The organism is Micromonospora purpureochromogenes, assembly GCF_900091515.1.
Lineage (GTDB): Bacteria > Actinomycetota > Actinomycetes > Mycobacteriales > Micromonosporaceae > Micromonospora > Micromonospora purpureochromogenes.
This window is the reverse complement of record NZ_LT607410.1, coordinates 2667489-2684024: the sequence shown is the minus strand read 5'-3', so window position 1 is coordinate 2684024 and position 16536 is coordinate 2667489. Positions and strand designations below refer to the sequence as shown.

The following is a 16536-nucleotide window of genomic DNA, read 5'->3' as shown; positions in this document are numbered from 1 at the left end:
CATCGGTCACCTCCGGGTTCTGCGGCAGCGCGCACCGTCGGGTTCGATTCTCCCGACGACTACGACAACCTCAGTAGTAACCCGGATCTTCCCGAACGGTCCTTACTATTCTCCCCGTCCGGCGAGGTCGCGCAGGCGGCGGGTCTGCGCCTCCCGCTCGGCGCGCTGCTGGTCGGCGTGCGAGCGGCCGGCCGCGCCGGCGAGCAACGCCTTGATCTCGACCACCGCGTCGCGGTTGTTGGCCAGCAGCCCGGCGGTGAGGTCGCGTACCGCGCCGTCCAGGTCGGCGGTGGGCACGACGAGCGTGGCCAGCCCGATCCGGTCCGCCTCGGCGGCGTCCATCCGCCGGCCAGTCGCGCAGATCTCCAGGGCCCGCGAGTATCCGACCAGCTCGACGAGGCGCTTCGTCCCGGCGAGGTCGGGCACCAGGCCCAGGGTCACCTCGGCCATGGAGAGCTTGGCGTCCTCGGTGAGCACCCGGAGGTCACAGGCGAGCGCCAACTGGAAGCCGGCGCCGATGGCGTGCCCCTGCACGGCCGCGACGGAGATCACGTCGGGGCGGTGCAGCCAGCTGAAGCCGCCCTGGAACTCGGCGATCCGGTCGGCGCACTCCTGCTCGGGCAGGGTCGCCAGCTCGGCGAACGAACCCGGCCCGGACGCGCCGGCCACCGACAGGTCGAGGCCGGCGGAGAAGGACCGCCCCTCGCCGCGCACCACGACGACGCGTACGTCGCCGGGGAGATCCCGCGAGAAGTCGCTCATCGCGCGCCACATCGCCGGGGTCTGGGCGTTGAGCACGTCGGGCCGGCACAACGTCACCGTCGCGACCGGCCCGTCGCAGTCGAGTCGCACCCCGGTCGTCTCGGCGGTCACCGGGCGGCCCGGAACACGACGCTGATGGACGACGCTGATGGACGGGTCACGCCTTCTTGCGGCGCCGGGCGCCGCCGCGCTGCCGCAGCTGGACGCCGGACTCGGTGAGCACCCGGTGGATGAACCCGTAGGAACGTCCGGTCGAGGCCGCGAGCGCGCGGATGCTCTCACCCGAGGTGTACCGCTTTACCAGGTCCTTGGCGAGCGTCTGACGCTCGGCTCCGACGATCCGGCGACCCTTCTCAGTGCTGGTGGCTGTGCCAGTGGCTGCCATGCTGATTCCTCACGTCCCAGACTGTGCGGTTCGGATACGGTCCCACCTATTAGACCGCCTCGAACGATCATGCGCCAGATATCAACTCTTCGCCAACCGACACGCTATGCGATGTCAGCTTCCCGATAGAGTGATCCTTCCGACCGGCCCCACAACACGTGTACGGCTGGGCCGTTCGGAGCCCGCCGCGCGGCCCGTACCCTGCCTGGCGTGACCGACCTGCTCGCCGCCGCGGCCGGCGCGGCCCTGGTGTTCGCCGCGACCAACGTGGACGACATCGTCGTGCTCACCGTGCTCTTCGTGGCCGCCCGCGCCACCGGCCGGCCCCGGCCCTGGCGGATCGTGGCGGGCCAGTACCTGGGCATCGGCGCGCTGGTCGCGACCGCGCTGGTGGTCGCGGCGGGGCTGCTGGTGGTGCCCGACCCGTGGACCGGCCTGCTCGGCCTGCTGCCGATCGGCCTCGGGGTCCGGGCCCTGCTGGCGCGCACCGACGACGAGGCGCCACCGGCCATCGTCGGCGGCGCGCTCGGGGTGGCCGGCGTGACCATCGCCAACGGCGCGGACAACATCGCCGTCTACGTGCCGGTGTTCCGCTCCCTGGAGCCGGCGGCCGGACTGGTCTGGTTGGTGGTCTTCGCCGCCCTGGTGGCGCTCTGGTGCGCGGTCGCGGCCCTGCTCGGCGGGCATCCGCGGGTGGTCCGGCTGGTCGGCCGGGCCGGCCACTGGCTGGTACCGGCGATCTTCGTCGGCGTCGGCCTGGTCATCCTGGTCACCTCCGGGGTGCTGACCCGCGTGGCCGACCTGGCCACCTGAGCCCGGCTGACGGCCCCGCCGCGGACCCGCGCCACCGGGCCCGGGCCGCGGACCCGCCCGGCAGGGCGCGGGTCCGCGGGGCGCCGCGGGCGTCAGGCCAACTCGACCAGTTCGAGCAGGTCGTCGCTCCAGGCGTCCTCGTCGCCGTCGGGCAGCAGGATCGCCCGGTCCGGCTTGAGCGCGAGCACCGCGCCCGGGTCGTGGGTGACCAGCACGATCGCGCCCGGGTAGTTGGCGATGGCGTCGAGCACCTGCTCCCGGCTGACCGGGTCCAGGTTGTTGGTCGGCTCGTCCAGCAGCAGCACGTTGGCCCCGGAACAGACCAGGGTGGAGAGGGCGAGCCGGGTCTTCTCGCCGCCGGAGAGCACCCCGGCCGGCTTGTCCACGTCGTCCCCCGAGAAGAGGAACGCACCGAGGATCTTGCGCAGGTCGGTGTCGGACTGCTCGATGGCGGCGGCCCGCATGTTCTCCAGCACGGTCCGCTCGACGTCCAGGGTCTCGTGTTCCTGGGCGTAGTAGCCCAGCCGCAGGCCGTGCCCGGCGTGCACCTCGCCGGTGTCCGGCTTGAGCAGGCCGCCGAGCATCCGCAGCAGGGTGGTCTTGCCGGCGCCGTTGAGCCCGAGGATGGCGACCCGGGAACCACGGTCCACCGCGACGTTCACGTCGGTGAAGATCTCCAGTGAGCCGTACGACTTGGAGAGGCCGGTCGCGGTCAGCGGGGTCTTGCCGCACGGCGCCGGGGTGGGGAAGCGCACCTTCGCCACCTTGTCGGAGACGCGTACCTCCTCCAGGCCGGAGATCAGCTTCTCGGCGCGACGGGCCATGTTCTGCGCGGCGACGGTCTTGGTGGCCTTGGCCCGCATCTTGTCGGCCTGGGCCATCAGGGCGCCGGCCTTCTTCTCGGCGTTGGCCCGCTCGCGGCGGCGGCGCCGCTCGTCGGTCTCCCGCGCCTCCAGGTACGCCTTCCAGCCCAGGTTGTAGACGTCCACCACCGAGCGGGTGGCGTCGAGGAACCACACCTTGTTGACCACCGACTCCAGCAGCGCGCCGTCGTGGGAGATGACGATCAGGCCGCCCTTGTGGTTGGCGAGGAAGTTGCGCAACCAGGTGATCGAGTCGGCGTCGAGGTGGTTGGTCGGCTCGTCGAGCAGCAGGATGCCGCCGCCGTTCTCGCCGGCGTCACGGAACAGGATCCGGGCCAGCTCGATGCGGCGGCGCTGGCCGCCGGAGAGGGTGCCGATGGTCTGGGCGAGCGCCCGGTCGGGCAGCCCGAGGTTGGCGCAGATCCGGGCCGCCTCGGCCTCGGCGGCGTACCCGCCGAGGGCGGCGAACTGGTCCTCCAGCGCGCCGTAGCGGCGGACCAGCTTGTCGTCGGCGTCGTCGGCGAGCTTCTCCTCGATCTCCTTCATCTGGGCCATCAGCACGTCCAGCCCGCGGGCGGAGAGCACCCGGTCCCGCCCGGTGACCTCCAGGTCGCCGGTACGCGGGTCCTGCGGCAGGTAGCCGATCGCGCTGCGCCGGTCGATCTGGCCGGCGTACGGCTGCCCCTCCCCCGCCAGCACCTTCAGCGTGGTGGTCTTGCCGGCGCCGTTGCGGCCCACCAGGCCGATCCGGTCACCGGGCTGCACCCGCAGGGTGGTGTCGGACAGCAGGATCCGGGCGCCGGCACGCAACTCCAGGCCGGTGGCAGTGATCATTTCCGGTACTCGCTCTCGGGGGTCTGGAAGGGCTGACTCAGGGCACGCGAAACGGCCGGCGGGCCCGATGGACCGTCGGCGCGGGGCGGTTCAGCCTTCGCAGAGCAGCACGAGGCAAGTGTACCGGGCCGGCTTCCGCGCCCTCCCCGGATTACCGAGCAAGATCATCGGGTACCGAAACGCCGTCCGGACCCGGTCCGGTACCGCAACCAGCAAACGTGATGAATCGGTGATCGGGGTCAACATGGAGCTGAACGAGAACGCGCAGGTCGACACCAGTCAGGTGGACGATCGGCGAGGGTCCGGCGGGGGCGGCGGGATGGGCATCCCCATCCCGATCGGCGGCGGTCGCGGAGGGATCGTCGGCATCATCATCGCCGTACTGGTCGCGCTGGTCGGCGGCGGCTTCGGGCTGAACGCCGCGACCAACGGCGGCGGCGGTGAGCAGGGCGACAACACGTCGCTGCAGCAGAAGTGCTCGGCCGACGACGCGCTCCAGCAGCTGGACTGCCGCAACACCGCGTACGTCAACTCGATCCAGGCGTACTGGCAGGCCGCGCTGCCGGAGAAGTTCGGCGAGCAGTACCGGCCGTCGAAGACGGTCTTCTTCAGCCAGGGCGTGAACACCGGCTGCGGCCAGGCCGACTCCGGCGTCGGCCCGTTCTACTGCCCGGCCGACGACCTGGTCTACATCGACCTGACCTTCTACCGGGTGCTGGCCGACCAGCTCGGCGCGCAGGGCGAGTTCGCCCAGCCGTACGTGCTGGCCCACGAGTACGGCCACCACGTGCAGGACCTGCTCGGCACCGAGGCGCAGATGCGCCGCCAGCAGCAGCGCGACCCGGACAACGCCAACGCGCTGTCGGTGAAGCTGGAGCTGCAGGCCGACTGCTACGCGGGCGCCTGGGCGAAGAACGCCACCGGCACCGCCGACGCGAAGGGCCAGAAGATCTTCAAGAGCGTCACCGAGCAGGACATCGCGCAGGCGATCGACACCGCCGAGAAGATCGGCGACGACGCCATCTCGGAGCGGGCGAACCGCCCGGTGAACCCGGAGGAGTTCACCCACGGCTCGTCCGCGCAGCGCAAGGAGTGGTTCAGCCGCGGCTACGACAGCGGCGACCCGAAGTCCTGCGACACCTTCGGCGGCAGCCGCTGAGCGCCCCGGTCCAAAGTGCCCGGCGGCGGCCGGTGGGTCCCCACCCACCGGCCGCCGTGGCGTTTCCGGGTCACCGGTTCCGGCCGCGTCCGGCCGGAATGGCTGTCGTCGAGTCAGGTTCGCCGTCGACCCGGCAGCCGCCGGTGACTGCGCCGCTTGAGTCCCTGGCTCGTGACGGCGTGATAGATGATCATGACGATGATCCCGATCAGGCCCACCACGGGGTCGACGAACCAGCCGAGTGCCGCGCTGCTGCCGTAGAGGAAAATGCCGGTGACGGGGCGGGCCCGCTGGGCGTGCAGGTGCTCGGTGGAGATGTCGGGTGCCAGCAGTGCGGGGTGGCGTTCCAGGTAGGCGAAGAAGGCCAGCCAGGGTACCGACATCAGCGCGGCGGACAATGCGTACAGGACCACCGCCACCCGCTGGTCGGCGGCGCCCGCATGGGCGAATGCCGACGCGAGCACCGCGGTGGGAAACGGGATGATCACGGCGCCGAGCAGCAGGGCGAGGTTGATCCAGTTGAGCGCGAGGTTCGTCCGGCCGACCAGTAGCAGCAACGCGTGGTGGTTCAGCCAGAGCACACCGATGTAGACGAACGAGATGACGAAGGCGAGGTAGGCCGCCTTCTCGTGCAGCAGAGCGTCCAGCAGCCCACCGGATTCGTACGCCGGTGGGCGAAGTTCCAGCACCAGGACGGTGATGACGATCGCGAACACCCCGTCGCTGAACGCCGTCATCCGGTCGGTGTCGGTCGTCGTCGTGCCCTGCGCCGCCGGCACGGCCCCCTCGCGTGCGGCCATTGCCGCAGGCTAGCGGCCGGAACGCAACGACTTGGTCGCGCCACACCGAGCAGGTCCTGCCCCGGGTTGCTGACAACCCTCGGCCGGAGGAATGACGGGCCGCAGCGGCTCAGGCGGCGTCGGGTGCGGCGTCGCGGACCAGGATCCGCACCGCGCGGGCCCCGGCGATCGCGGCGACCAGCACCGCGTGCCGGGGCTCGGGGACGTCGAGCAGCCGCTCGGCCCGCAGCGCGGCGAGCGGGGCCAGCCGCCGGTCGGCGAGCACGGTGTCGACGGCCCGCCGATCGCCGCCGCAGACCAGCGCGCGCAGCGTCGCCGCCTCCGGCAGCAGCAGCCGTACGGCCAGCTCCGCCGCGTCGCCGAGGGCCGCCTTCGCCTGGTTGTCCCGCCGCCGGGCGAAGCGCTGCTGGGACCACCCGCCCGCGGCGGTGCGGCCCTGCACGTAGCGGGTGTCCACCTTGGAGACCACCAGCTTCTCCCCCACCGCGACGCCGACCGCCACCGCGCCCTTGCGGGCCAGCAGCAGGCCGATCCGGCGCGGCTCGGCCGCGGCGGCCACGAATTCGGGTACGTCCCGGGTGGGCGGCGCTCCGGGCGGGGTGTGCAGCTCGGCGGTCGCGCCGTCCGGGGCGGCGAGCAGCAGCCCGTACCCGACATCGGTGGTGGTGGGCGGGCCGTGCCGGTCGGCGAAGCCCTCGACCCAGCGGGCGACGCGGGTCGGGTCGACCTCGACCCACCGGCCACCCCCGGCTGCGGGTCGACTGGTCATGGCCGAACGGTACCGAATTGCGGGACCCCGGGCGGCGCCCGGCTCAGGGGCTTTCACGGGCATCGATGAACGCTTACCATCCGGTAACCGAATGTTTCTCGGATCCACCCCTCCGTCCGGGAGGTACCCATGCAGCCACGCGGTCCCGTCCCACCGCACCCCGCCCGCCGCGCCGCCGCCCGCCGGCTGACCGCCGCCGCCGCGGCGACGGTCACCGTGGCGGCCCTGCTCACCGTCTCCCCCACCGCCCCCGCCGCCGCCGCGCCCACCGCCGCGCCCACCGCCGCCACCGCCACCACCAGCGGTTTCGCCGCCGGCGACCACTGTCTCGGCGAGTGCTCGGACATCCTGCCGCCGGGGCAGAACGGCAACGCCACCCTCGTCGAGGTGCTCGCCAACCAGACCCTCGGCACCCTGCCCCGGCACGCCGGTGACCAGCTCGGCCGGTACGCCGACCTGGTCTACGGCTACGCGGGGCTGCGCGAGGACCAGCTCGGCGCGTTCTTCAACGACGCCGGCTTCGGCGTCCCGGCCGATCAGGTCGAGCGCAGCTACTCGCCGCGCGCCGACGTGACCATCGTGCGCGACCGGGCGACCGGCGTCCCGCACGTCACCGGCAGCACCCGCGGCGGCACCATGTTCGGGGCCGGCTACGCCGGCGCCGAGGACCGGCTGTTCACCATCGACCTGCTGCGCCACGTCGGGCGGGGCACCCTCACCCCGTTCGCCGGGGGCGCGCCCGGCAACCGGGCGCTGGAGCAGAGCGTCTGGCGCAACTCGCCGTACACCGAGGCGGACCTGGCGGCGCAGGTGGAGGCGCTGCGGCACAAGGGTCCCCGGGGCGAGCAGCTCTACAGCGACGTGCAGGAGTACATCGCCGGTATCAACGCCTACATCGGGCACTGCATGGCGCACCGCAACTGCCCCGGCGAGTACGTGCTCACCGGACACCTGGACGCGGTCACCAACGCCGGCGGGCCCGAGCCGTTCCGGACGACCGACCTGATCGCCATCGCCGGCGTGGTGGGCGGGCTGTTCGGCGGCGGGGGCGGCAACGAGATGCAGTCGGCGCTGGTCCGGCTGGCCGCGCGGGCCCGCTACGGCGTGGTCGAGGGCGACCGGGTCTGGACCGCCTTCCGCAGCCAGGAGAACCCGGAGACGGTGCTGACCCTGCACGACGGGCAGAGCTTCCCGTACGGCGACGCCCCCGCGAACGCGGCCAGCGTGGTGCTGCCGGACGGCGGCTCGGCCCGGGTGGAACCCATCGTCAGCGACGCCACCGGCGGGGCCACCGACGCCGCCGTCGGCGGACCGTCCGAGCTGGCCGCCGCGCTCTCCGGGCTGACCATCGGCCGGGCCAGCCGGGGCATGTCGAACGCCGCGGTGATCTCGGCCGAACACTCCGCCACCGGCCACCCGATCGCCGTGTTCGGGCCGCAGACCGGCTACTTCTCCCCCCAGTTGCTGATGGTGCAGGAGTTGCAGGGGCCGGGGATCAGCGCGCGCGGCGCCGCCTTCGCCGGGCTCAACCTCTACGTGCTGCTGGGCCGGGGCCAGGACTACGCCTGGAGCGCCACCTCGTCGGCCCACGACATCACCGACACCTACGCCCTGCCGCTGTGCACGGTGGACGGCAGCGCACCCACCCTGGCCAGCAACCACTACCGCTACCGGGGCCGGTGCCAGCCGATGGAGGAACTCTCGCACGTCAACGCCTGGCGGCCCACCCTCGCCGACGGCACCGCCGCCGGGTCGTACCGGCTGGTCGCCCGGCGCACCGCGCTCGGCCTGGTCGCCTGGCGGGGCACCGTGGGCGGCCAGCCGCACGCCTTCACCCACCTGCGCTCCACCTACCGGCACGAGGCGGACTCGGCGATCGGCTTCCAGATGTTCAACGACCCGGCCGCGATGGGCGACGCCGCAGCGTTCCGCGAGTCCGCCGGCACCATCGGGTACGCGTTCAACTGGTTCTACCTGAACTCGACCCAGTCGGCGTACGCCAACTCGGGGCTCAACCCGGTGCGCGCGGCCGGGTCCGACCCGAACCTGCCGATGAAGGCCGATCCGGCGTACGAGTGGCGCGACTTCGACCCGGCCGCCAACACCGCCGCGTACCAGCCCCCGGCCGAGCATCCGTACTCGGCGAACCAGGACTACTACGTGAGCTGGAACAACAAGCAGGCCAAGGACTTCGGGGCCGCCGACGGCAACTTCAGCTTCGGCCCGGTGCACCGGGTGAACCTGCTGGACCGGCCGATCCGGGCGGCGCTGGCGGACGGGCGCACCTTCGACCGGGCCACACTGACCTCGCTGGTCGAGCGGGCCGGCCTGACCGACCTGCGCGGCGCCGAGGTGCTCGACGAGCTGATCCGGGTGCTGGAGAGCCAGCCGGTCACCGACACCGACCTGGCCGCCGTGGTGGGCGAGCTGCGGGCCTGGCGCGCCGACGGCGCACTGCGGGTCGAGACGGCCCCCGGCGCCAAGGTGTACCGGCACGCGGACGCCATCCGGATCTTCGACGCCTGGTGGCCGCTGCTGGTCAACGGCCAGTTCAAGGCACCTCTCGGCCCGGAGCTGTACCAGGCGCTGGTCAACGCCATGCAGATCAACGAGTCGCCGTCCGGGCAGCAGCGCGGCGACGAGTCCACCCTGCCCACCTCGGCCAACGAGGCGCAGGGGCACAAGGGCTCGTCGTTCCAGTACGGCTGGTGGGGGTACGTCGACGCCGACCTGCGCGCCGTGCTGGGCGAGCCGGTGCCCGGCGGGTCGGACCGCCGGTACTGCGGCGGCGGCGACCTGGCCGCCTGCCGGCAGATCCTGCTGGACACGCTGCGCAGCGCCGCCGCCCGACCGGCGACCGAGGTCTATCCCGGCGACGCGAGCTGCGCGGCCGGCGACCAGTGGTGCGCCGACGCCATCGTGCAGTCCCCGCTCGGCGGGCTGAAGCAGCCCGTCGTCGCCTGGCAGAACCGGCCGACCTACCAGCAGGTCGTGTCGTTCCCGGCCCACCGCGGCGACGACCTGACCAACCTGGCCGCCGGCCGCCCGGTCACCGCCTCCAGCAGCCAGCTCTTCTTCCCGGCCAGCCGGGCGGTGGACGGCGATCCGGGCACCCGGTGGTCGAGCGGCTGGTCGGACGACCAGTCGATCACCGTGGACCTCGGTGCGGTCCGGCCGGTGGCCCGCGCGGTGCTGCGCTGGGAGGCGGCGCACGCCCGGTCGTACCGGATCGACGTCTCCACCGACGGCGCCGCCTGGCGGACGGTCTGGTCCACCACCGTCGGGGACGGTGGCACCGACAACGACCGGTTCGCCGCGACAAGTGCGCGCTACGTGCGGATGGTCGGGCTGACCCGGGCCACCTCCTACGGCTTCTCGCTCTGGGAACTGGAGGTGTACCCGCACTGAGTTGGCCGGCTCACCAGAGCATCCGCAGCGCCAGCAGCACGATCAGCGCGCTGGCCAGCAGCGCGGTGACCAGCCGGCCACGGTCGGAGGTGAGCAGCCGGCCCAGCAGCGAGCCGCCGCCGGCCACCAGCAGTTGCCAGCTCGCCGAGGCGGCGAACGCCGCGGCCACGAAGGCCACCTGGCCGGCGGGCGTCCACCCACCGGACGCGTGCCGGCCGATCACCAGGGCCACGAAGTAGACGATGGTCATGGGGTTGAGCAGGGTGAGCGCCAGCAGCCCGGCGAACGCCCGGCCCGGCGTGGCCAGCCCCCGCTCGGCCCGCGCCGGCCCGGCCGGGCGACGGTGCCGGCGCAGCGCCCCCACGGCGAGCTGCCCGGCGAGGAAGAGCAGGATCACGACGGCCGACCAGCGCAGCGGGGTCGCCACCGGGCGCACCAGGCCGGCGAGCGCCGCGCCGCCGAGCACGGCCAGCGCGGCGTAGAGGCCGTCCGCCGCGGCCACCCCGAGGGCGGCGGCGGCGCCGACCCGCAACGAGGTACGGGCGGTGAGCCCGATGACCACGATGGCGATCGCCCCGACCGGCACCGCCACCCCGTAGCCGGCGAGCAGGCCGGCGAGCAGCGCGTCACCCATGGCGGCGGGTACCGGGTCGCAGCCGCCGCGGCACCGGCCGCTGTCGCCCGGCGGCGATGGCCGCGGCGACAGGGACGGTGCGGGACGACCTCGACTCGATCACGCAGCGATTGTCGCCGGACGCCGTCCGGCCACGCCACCGGTTATCCGTCGGCGCGTGCGGCCGCAGGCACGACAAAGGCCCCGACCTGCCTGGGTTCTAGGGATCGTTGCAATGCCTGACCTGATCAGGGGTTGCAGTGTTCGAGATCCGTGGGGATCGTCGGCCGCAGGGTCGTAAGAAGCTTCGCGCGGAGCGCCAGGCATATTTGGATCTTGTGACGCGGGGTGTGAGTACGAGTGAAGCGTGTCGGCTGGTCGGGATCAATCGCAAGACTGGTCACCGCTGGCGCTACGGGCGCTTGAGCCAGGCGAAGGCCGGGCAGCAGGACGTATCTCGTCCTGCTGCCCGGCCTTCGGCCGTGTCGGGCCGCTATCTGTCACAGGACGAGCGGATCGTGATCGCTGACCAGCTGTGCGAGGGTGCCTCTCAGGCGGCGATCGCCTCTGAGTTGCGACGGTCGCCGGGCACGATCAGCCGGGAGACCCGCCGCAACCGGCATCCGGACAGCGGCGACTACCAGCCCTACGCGGCCCAGCAACGCGCCGACAGTCGGCGGCCTCGCCCGAAGCTCGGCAAGATCGCCGCCTGCCCGCAGTTACGTTCCCTGGTGCAGGGCATGCTCGACTGCAAGCACAGCCCGGAACAGATCAGCCGTCGGCTGCGCCGCGACTTTCCCGAGCGAAGCGAGCTGCACGTGTCACACGAAACGATCTACCAGGCGCTCTACGTCCAGGGCCGCGGCGAGTTGCGCCGGGAACTGAGCGCCGCGCTGCGCACCGGCCGGGTGGTGCGACGCCCGCGCCGTCAGCCCGGGCAGCGCCAGCCCCGTTTCACTCATCCGATGGTGATGATCAGCGAGCGGCCCGCCGAGGCCGACGACCGTGCCGTCCCGGGTCATTGGGAAGGCGACCTGATCATCGGCAAGGACAACGGCTCCGCGATCGGCACCCTCGTCGAACGCGCCACCCGCTACGTCCTGCTCGTGCACCTGGGCGCCGGCCGCAGCGCCAACCTGGTCCGTGACGGCCTGCTCGCCGCCATGGCCACCCTGCCGCACCACCTGAAACGGTCTCTGACCTGGGACCAAGGCGCGGAAATGGCCATGCACCACGAGTTCAGCATCGCCGCGGACATGCCGGTCTACTTCTGCAACCCGCACTCACCCTGGCAACGCGGCTCCAACGAGAACACCAACGGACTGCTGCGCCAATACTTCCCCAAAGGCACCGACCTGGCCGTCCACACCCGCGAACACCTCGCCGCCGTCGCCGCCGAACTCAACGCCCGCCCACGCAAAACGCTCGGCTGGGACAACCCAGCCGAGCGCCTCGCTAAGCTCCTAGCCGTCACCAGCTAGACCTCGTGTTGCAACGACCCCTCGAAACCGCCCCTGAGGTCGAGGCCTTTCGTCCGGCCAGCCGGCGCGGGGTCAGACGTTGAAGCCGAGGGAGCGGAGCTGGTCGCGCCCCTCATCGGTGATCTTGTCGGGGCCCCACGGCGGCAGCCAGACCCAGTTGATCCGGATGTCGTTGACCAGTCCCCCGCCGGGGCCGGTGGTCAGCGCCTGCCGGGCCTGGTCCTCGATCACGTCGGTCAGCGGGCAGGCCGCCGAGGTGAGCGTCATGTCCAGCGTCGCGACGTTCTCGTCGTCGACGTGCACGCCGTACACCAGGCCGAGGTCGACCACGTTGATGCCGAGCTCCGGGTCGACGACGTCCTTCATCGCCTCCTCGATGTCGGCGACGGCGGCCTTGCCGCCCGCCTGCGTCGCGGCGCCGTCGGTCGCCACAGCGCCGGTCGCCGGCGTCGTGGCGGCGTCACCGGCCTCAGGCGTCGCCGCGGTGGCGGTGTCCTCGCTACTCATGCCCTCACTCCGCTTCGCTCCGTGACGCCATGAGGCACCATCAGACTGCAACGATCATTCGCTCGCTGACGCTCGCTCATGCCTTCACCTCCGTCGGGCTCACGCCCACGCCGGCGCGTGCCGCGGCGTCCTTGAACGCCATCCACGGCAGCAGCGCGCACTTGACCCGGGCGGGGTAGCGGGCGACGCCCGCGAAAGCCACCCCGTCACCGAGTACGTCCTCGTCCGGCGTGACCTGGCCACGCCCGGACATCAACTCGACGAACGCCTCGTGCACGGCGAACGCCTCACCCGCACCCCGGCCGCGCAGCAGCTCGTGCAGCACGCTCGCCGACGCCTGGCTGATCGAGCAGCCCATCCCGTCGTACGAGATGTCGTCGAGGGTGTCGCCGTCGGTGGCCACCCGGACGGTGATCTCGTCACCGCAGGTCGGGTTGACGTGGTGCGCCTCGGCGACCCGGGCGTCCGGGTCGGCCTCGCGCAGGCCACGGCCGTGCGGGTGCTTGTAGTGGTCCAGGATGATCTCCTGGTAGAGCTGGTCGAGCTGCATCAGTCGAACACCTTCCGCGCCTGCTCGAGCCCCGCCACCAGGGCGTCGATCTCCTCCGTGGTGGTGTACAGGTAGAACGACGCCCGCGTCATGGCCGGCACGCCGAACCGGGTGCACACCGGCTTCGCGCAGTGGTGCCCCACCCGCACCTGCACGCCGAGCGAGTCGAGGACCTGCCCCACGTCGTGCGGGTGGATGTCACCGAGCGCGAACGAGATCGTCCCGCCCCGGCCGACGGGCACCGTCGGGCCGAAGACGCGCAGCCCCGGCACGGTGGCGAGGGCGTCCAGCGCGTACGCCGTCAGCTCCTTCTCGTGCCACTGGATGGCGCGCATCCCGACGCCGGTGAGGTAGTCGACCGCCGCGCCGAGCGCGACCGCCTCGGCGATCGGCGGGGTGCCGGCCTCGAACCGGGCCGGCGGCGCGGCGAACGTCGAGCGCGCCATCGACACCGTCTCGATCATCGAGCCGCCGCCGAGCACCGGGGGCATCGCGGCGAGCAGCTCGCCCCGGCCCCAGAGCACGCCGACGCCGGTCGGGCCGCACATCTTGTGGCCGGTGAAGACGATGAAGTCGGCGTCGTAGTCGACCACGTCCATCGGCATGTGCGGCACCGACTGCGAGCAGTCGAGCAGCAGCAGCGCCCCCACCTCACGGACCCGCTGGGTGATCCGGGAGGTGGCGTTGACCGTGCCGAGGATGTTGGAGACGTGCACCAGCGAGACGATCTTCGTCCGCTCGGTGACCAGCTCCTCCAGCCCCGACTCGTCCAGCCGCCCGTTGTCGGTGACCGGGAACCAGCGCAGGGTCGCGCCGGTGCGCTCGCAGAGCAGCTGCCACGGGACGATGTTCGAGTGGTGCTCCATCTCGGAGATCACCACCTCGTCGCCCGGGCCGAGGCGGAACCGGGGGTCGGCGTCGGGTCGCAGCGAGGCGTTGGAGAACGCGTACGCCACGATGTTGATCGCCTCGGTGGAGTTCTTGGTGAACACCACCTCGTCCACGCTCGGCGCGTTGATGAACGCGGCGACCTTCGCCCGCGCCCCCTCGTACGCCTCGGTCGCCTCGGTGCCCAGGGTGTGCACCGAGCGCGACACGTTGGCGTTGTGCACCGCGTAGTGCTCGGCGAGCACGTCGAGCACCTGACGCGGCTTGTGCGAGGTGTTGGCGCTGTCGAGATAGACCAGCCGGTGCCCGTTGATCTCCCGGTCCAGGATCGGGAAGTCGGCGCGCACTCCTGCCACGTCGAAGCGTGGCACGTCGTCGTACTGCGGCATCCCGGACGGGATCGCGATGGTGGTCATCTCAGCGGCCCCTGTCGTGTCAGGCCCGCGCCGAACCGGCCCCGGCGGCGTACCGCTCGTAGCCCTCGGCCTCGAGCTTGTCGGCCAGCTCCGGCCCGCCCTGCTCGACGATCCGGCCGGCGACGAAGACGTGCACGAAGTCCGGCTTGATGTAGCGCAGGATGCGGGTGTAGTGGGTGATCAGCAGCACGCCGGTGTCGCCGGTGTCGCGGACCCGGTTGACGCCCTCGCTGACCACGCGCAGCGCGTCCACGTCGAGGCCGGAGTCGGTCTCGTCGAGGATGGCGATCTTCGGCTTGAGCAGCTCCAGCTGCACGATCTCGTGCCGCTTCTTCTCACCGCCGGAGAAGCCCTCGTTGACGTTGCGCTGGGCGAACGCCGGGTCCATCTGGAGGCGCTCCATGGCGCCGCGCAGCTCGCCGCCCCAGGTGCGCAGCTTCGGCGCCTCGCCGTCGATGGCGGTCTTGGCGGTACGCAGGAAGTTGGCGACCGAGACGCCGGGGACCTCGACCGGGTACTGCATGGCCAGGAAGAGCCCGGCGCGGGCCCGCTCGTCGACGGACATGGCCAGCACGTCCTCGCCGTCGAGGGTCACCGAGCCGCTGGTGATCTCATACTTGGGGTGGCCGGCGATCGAGTACGCCAGGGTGGACTTGCCGGAACCGTTCGGCCCCATGATCGCGTGGGTCTCGCCCGAGCGGACGGTCAGGTCGACACCGGCCAGGATCGGCTTGAGCTCACCCTCGGGCAGCTTGACCGACACCTTCAGGTCGCGGATCTCCAGGGTGCTCATTATCGGGTCACTCCATTGCTCGGCGTCAGGCTGACGTAGATGTCGCCGTCGCGGACTTCGACGGGATAGACGGGAACGGGTTCGGTGGCGGGGAGCCCGGTGGGCTCACCCGTCCGTAGGTCGAAACGGGATCCGTGCAGCCAGCATTCCAGCGTGCACCCGTCGACCTCGCCCTCGGAGAGGGCCACCGCGGCGTGCGAGCACTCGTCGTACACGGCGTAGAAGTTGTCGTCCTCGCCGTGCACAATGGCGATCTGGGTGCCGTCCACGTCGGCGCTGATCGCGGTGCCCTTCGGCACGTCCTCGGTCGAGCAGATCTTGATCATCACGCCCCGGCCTTGGTGAGGCGGGCCTCGATCGTGTCGCCGAGCCGCTCGCGCAGTTCCTCGACCGGGATCTTGTTGATCAGCTCGGCGAAGAAGCCGCGCACCACCAGGCGACGGGCCTCGCCCTCCGGGATGCCCCGGGCCATCAGGTAGAACAGCTGCTCGTCGTCGAAGCGGCCGGTCGCGCTCGCGTGGCCGGCGCCGGCGATCTCCCCGGTCTCGATCTCCAGGTTGGGTACGGAGTCGGCCCGCGCGCCGTCGGAGAGCAGCAGGTTCCGGTTGATCTCGTACGTGTCGGTGCCGGTCGCCTCGGCGCGGATCAGCACGTCGCCCACCCAGACGGTGTGCGCGTCGTCGCCCTGCAGGGCGCCCCGGTAGCCGACGTAGCTACGGCAGTCCGGCACGTTGTGGTCGACCAGCTGGCGGTGCTCCAGGTGCTGGCCGCCGTCGGCGAAGTAGACGCCGTACAGCTCGGCCTCGCCGCCCCGGCCGGTGTACTCCACCGAGGTGTACTGCCGGACCAGGTCGCCGCCGAGGCTGACCTGGATGTGCGTCACCTTGGCGTCCCGGCCCAGCTTGACCTTGAGGTGCTGGGCCTGCACCGCGTCGGCGGCCCAGTCGGCGACGGTGACCAGGATCAGCTTCGCGCCCTCGGCCACCGACACCTCGACGTTGTCGGCCAGGGTGGCCGAGCCGACGTGCTCCAGCACCAGGGTGACCTCGGCGAACCGGCCCACGTCGACGAAGGTGTGTCCGAAGGCCAGCTGATCGGCGCCGTCGCCGACCACCCGCAGGGTCACCGGCGCGCCGACCACGGCGTCCCGGGCGACCTCCACCAGCAGCGCGTCCCCCGCGCCGCCGTACGCCAGGGCGCTGACCCGGTCGACCGGGGTGAGCACGCTGCCCACCCGCGGGTCGTCCGCGCCGATCCGCCCGACGGTGACGCCCTCGGGCAGGTCGCCGTACTCGTGCCGGACCGTGGCGGTGGCGGCCTGCGCCCCGCCGACCAGCCCGCGCAGGCGCTTGAGCGGGGTGAAGCGCCACTCCTCCTCCAGGCCGGTGAGGGCCGGGAAGTCGGCGACGTCGTACGAGCGGAGCGCCTGCGTCTTGGTGCTGGGCGGCGCGGAAGCCTGGGTAGTCATCTCTTCCTTGGTCTGTCTGTTCCGGAA

16 protein-coding genes are annotated in these 16536 nt (G+C 72.0%); 4 read left to right on the top strand and 12 right to left on the bottom strand.

Annotated elements, in window-relative coordinates; translation table 11 throughout:
* Positions 1-105: 105 nt before the first annotated feature.
* Positions 106-873, bottom strand: coding sequence for an enoyl-CoA hydratase/isomerase family protein (locus GA0074696_RS12500; protein ID WP_088961269.1), 768 nt, complete (start codon positions 871-873; stop codon positions 106-108).
* A gap of 46 nt (positions 874-919) precedes the next feature.
* Positions 920-1147, bottom strand: coding sequence for a helix-turn-helix domain-containing protein (locus GA0074696_RS12495; RefSeq protein WP_007462679.1), 228 nt, complete (start codon positions 1145-1147; stop codon positions 920-922).
* A gap of 210 nt (positions 1148-1357) precedes the next feature.
* Here GA0074696_RS12495 and GA0074696_RS12490 point away from each other — a divergent pair, with 210 nt between their 5' ends.
* Positions 1358-1960, top strand: coding sequence for a cadmium resistance transporter (locus GA0074696_RS12490; RefSeq protein WP_231925341.1), 603 nt, complete (start codon positions 1358-1360; stop codon positions 1958-1960).
* Between the two features lie 92 nt (positions 1961-2052).
* Here GA0074696_RS12490 and GA0074696_RS12485 read toward each other — a convergent pair whose 3' ends face one another.
* On the bottom strand, positions 2053-3657 hold the full coding sequence (locus GA0074696_RS12485; protein ID WP_088961267.1) for an ABC-F family ATP-binding cassette domain-containing protein: 1605 nt from the start codon (positions 3655-3657) through the stop codon (positions 2053-2055).
* 244 nt (positions 3658-3901) lie between these two features.
* Between GA0074696_RS12485 and ypfJ the strand changes: the two genes are divergently transcribed.
* Entirely contained in the window at positions 3902-4816 is a 915-nt protein-coding gene (gene ypfJ, locus GA0074696_RS12480) for a KPN_02809 family neutral zinc metallopeptidase (RefSeq protein WP_088964519.1), read from the top strand.
* 113 nt (positions 4817-4929) lie between these two features.
* Here the strand turns inward: ypfJ and GA0074696_RS12475 are convergent, their stop codons facing one another.
* Positions 4930-5616 carry a TMEM175 family protein gene (locus GA0074696_RS12475; protein WP_088961266.1) on the bottom strand — a complete coding sequence of 229 codons (687 nt, stop codon included), beginning with the start codon at positions 5614-5616 and terminating at the stop codon, positions 4930-4932.
* Positions 5617-5725: 109 nt separating this feature from the next.
* The gene (locus GA0074696_RS12470; protein ID WP_088961265.1) at positions 5726-6385 is read right to left on the bottom strand and encodes an acVLRF1 family peptidyl-tRNA hydrolase; all 660 of its coding nucleotides are present in this window, start codon (positions 6383-6385) and stop codon (positions 5726-5728) included.
* A gap of 129 nt (positions 6386-6514) precedes the next feature.
* Here GA0074696_RS12470 and GA0074696_RS12465 point away from each other — a divergent pair, with 129 nt between their 5' ends.
* On the top strand, positions 6515-9793 hold the full coding sequence (locus GA0074696_RS12465; RefSeq protein WP_088961264.1) for a penicillin acylase family protein: 3279 nt from the start codon (positions 6515-6517) through the stop codon (positions 9791-9793).
* Positions 9794-9803: 10 nt separating this feature from the next.
* Here the strand turns inward: GA0074696_RS12465 and GA0074696_RS12460 are convergent, their stop codons facing one another.
* A complete protein-coding gene (locus GA0074696_RS12460; protein WP_088961263.1) occupies positions 9804-10427 on the bottom strand; it encodes a LysE family transporter in 624 nt (207 codons plus the stop codon).
* Positions 10428-10756: 329 nt separating this feature from the next.
* Between GA0074696_RS12460 and GA0074696_RS12455 the strand changes: the two genes are divergently transcribed.
* Positions 10757-11887: an IS30 family transposase gene (locus GA0074696_RS12455; protein WP_407940607.1), complete on the top strand. Its 1131-nt coding sequence runs from the start codon at positions 10757-10759 to the stop codon at positions 11885-11887.
* 72 nt (positions 11888-11959) lie between these two features.
* On the opposite strand, the gene GA0074696_RS12450 is transcribed toward GA0074696_RS12455, so the two are convergent.
* From GA0074696_RS12450 to sufD, 6 genes are all read right to left on the bottom strand, one after another.
* A complete protein-coding gene (locus GA0074696_RS12450) occupies positions 11960-12394 on the bottom strand; it encodes a metal-sulfur cluster assembly factor (RefSeq protein ID WP_088961261.1) in 435 nt (144 codons plus the stop codon).
* 76 nt (positions 12395-12470) lie between these two features.
* Entirely contained in the window at positions 12471-12944 is a 474-nt protein-coding gene (gene sufU / locus GA0074696_RS12445) for a Fe-S cluster assembly sulfur transfer protein SufU (RefSeq protein WP_088961260.1), read from the bottom strand.
* The gene (locus GA0074696_RS12440; RefSeq protein ID WP_088961259.1) at positions 12944-14248 is read right to left on the bottom strand and encodes a cysteine desulfurase; all 1305 of its coding nucleotides are present in this window, start codon (positions 14246-14248) and stop codon (positions 12944-12946) included. Before GA0074696_RS12440 ends, sufU begins: the two co-directional genes overlap by 1 nt.
* Positions 14249-14267: 19 nt before the next feature.
* On the bottom strand, positions 14268-15041 hold the full coding sequence (gene sufC, locus GA0074696_RS12435) for a Fe-S cluster assembly ATPase SufC (protein WP_088961258.1): 774 nt from the start codon (positions 15039-15041) through the stop codon (positions 14268-14270).
* Complete coding sequence (locus tag GA0074696_RS12430) at positions 15041-15367, bottom strand: non-heme iron oxygenase ferredoxin subunit (RefSeq protein WP_088961257.1); 327 nt, start codon at positions 15365-15367, stop codon at positions 15041-15043. The genes sufC and GA0074696_RS12430 overlap by 1 nt, the downstream gene beginning before the upstream one ends.
* Positions 15367-16509: a Fe-S cluster assembly protein SufD gene (sufD, locus tag GA0074696_RS12425; RefSeq protein ID WP_088961256.1), complete on the bottom strand. Its 1143-nt coding sequence runs from the start codon at positions 16507-16509 to the stop codon at positions 15367-15369. Before sufD ends, GA0074696_RS12430 begins: the two co-directional genes overlap by 1 nt.
* Between the last annotated feature and the right edge of the window lie 27 nt (positions 16510-16536).

Coding starts and splice junctions, on each gene's coding strand:
- GA0074696_RS12495 (WP_007462679.1), bottom strand. CDS start 1,147: ATGGCAGCCACTGGCACAGCCACCAGCACTGAGAAGGGTCGCCGGATC.
- GA0074696_RS12485 (WP_088961267.1), bottom strand. CDS start 3,657: ATGATCACTGCCACCGGCCTGGAGTTGCGTGCCGGCGCCCGGATCCTG.
- ypfJ (WP_088964519.1), top strand. CDS start 3,902: ATGGAGCTGAACGAGAACGCGCAGGTCGACACCAGTCAGGTGGACGAT.
- GA0074696_RS12475 (WP_088961266.1), bottom strand. CDS start 5,616: ATGGCCGCACGCGAGGGGGCCGTGCCGGCGGCGCAGGGCACGACGACG.
- GA0074696_RS12470 (WP_088961265.1), bottom strand. CDS start 6,385: ATGACCAGTCGACCCGCAGCCGGGGGTGGCCGGTGGGTCGAGGTCGAC.
- GA0074696_RS12465 (WP_088961264.1), top strand. CDS start 6,515: ATGCAGCCACGCGGTCCCGTCCCACCGCACCCCGCCCGCCGCGCCGCC.
- GA0074696_RS12460 (WP_088961263.1), bottom strand. CDS start 10,427: ATGGGTGACGCGCTGCTCGCCGGCCTGCTCGCCGGCTACGGGGTGGCG.
- GA0074696_RS12450 (WP_088961261.1), bottom strand. CDS start 12,394: ATGAGTAGCGAGGACACCGCCACCGCGGCGACGCCTGAGGCCGGTGAC.
- sufU (WP_088961260.1), bottom strand. CDS start 12,944: ATGCAGCTCGACCAGCTCTACCAGGAGATCATCCTGGACCACTACAAG.
- GA0074696_RS12440 (WP_088961259.1), bottom strand. CDS start 14,248: ATGACCACCATCGCGATCCCGTCCGGGATGCCGCAGTACGACGACGTG.
- sufC (WP_088961258.1), bottom strand. CDS start 15,041: ATGAGCACCCTGGAGATCCGCGACCTGAAGGTGTCGGTCAAGCTGCCC.
- GA0074696_RS12430 (WP_088961257.1), bottom strand. CDS start 15,367: ATGATCAAGATCTGCTCGACCGAGGACGTGCCGAAGGGCACCGCGATC.
- sufD (WP_088961256.1), bottom strand. CDS start 16,509: ATGACTACCCAGGCTTCCGCGCCGCCCAGCACCAAGACGCAGGCGCTC.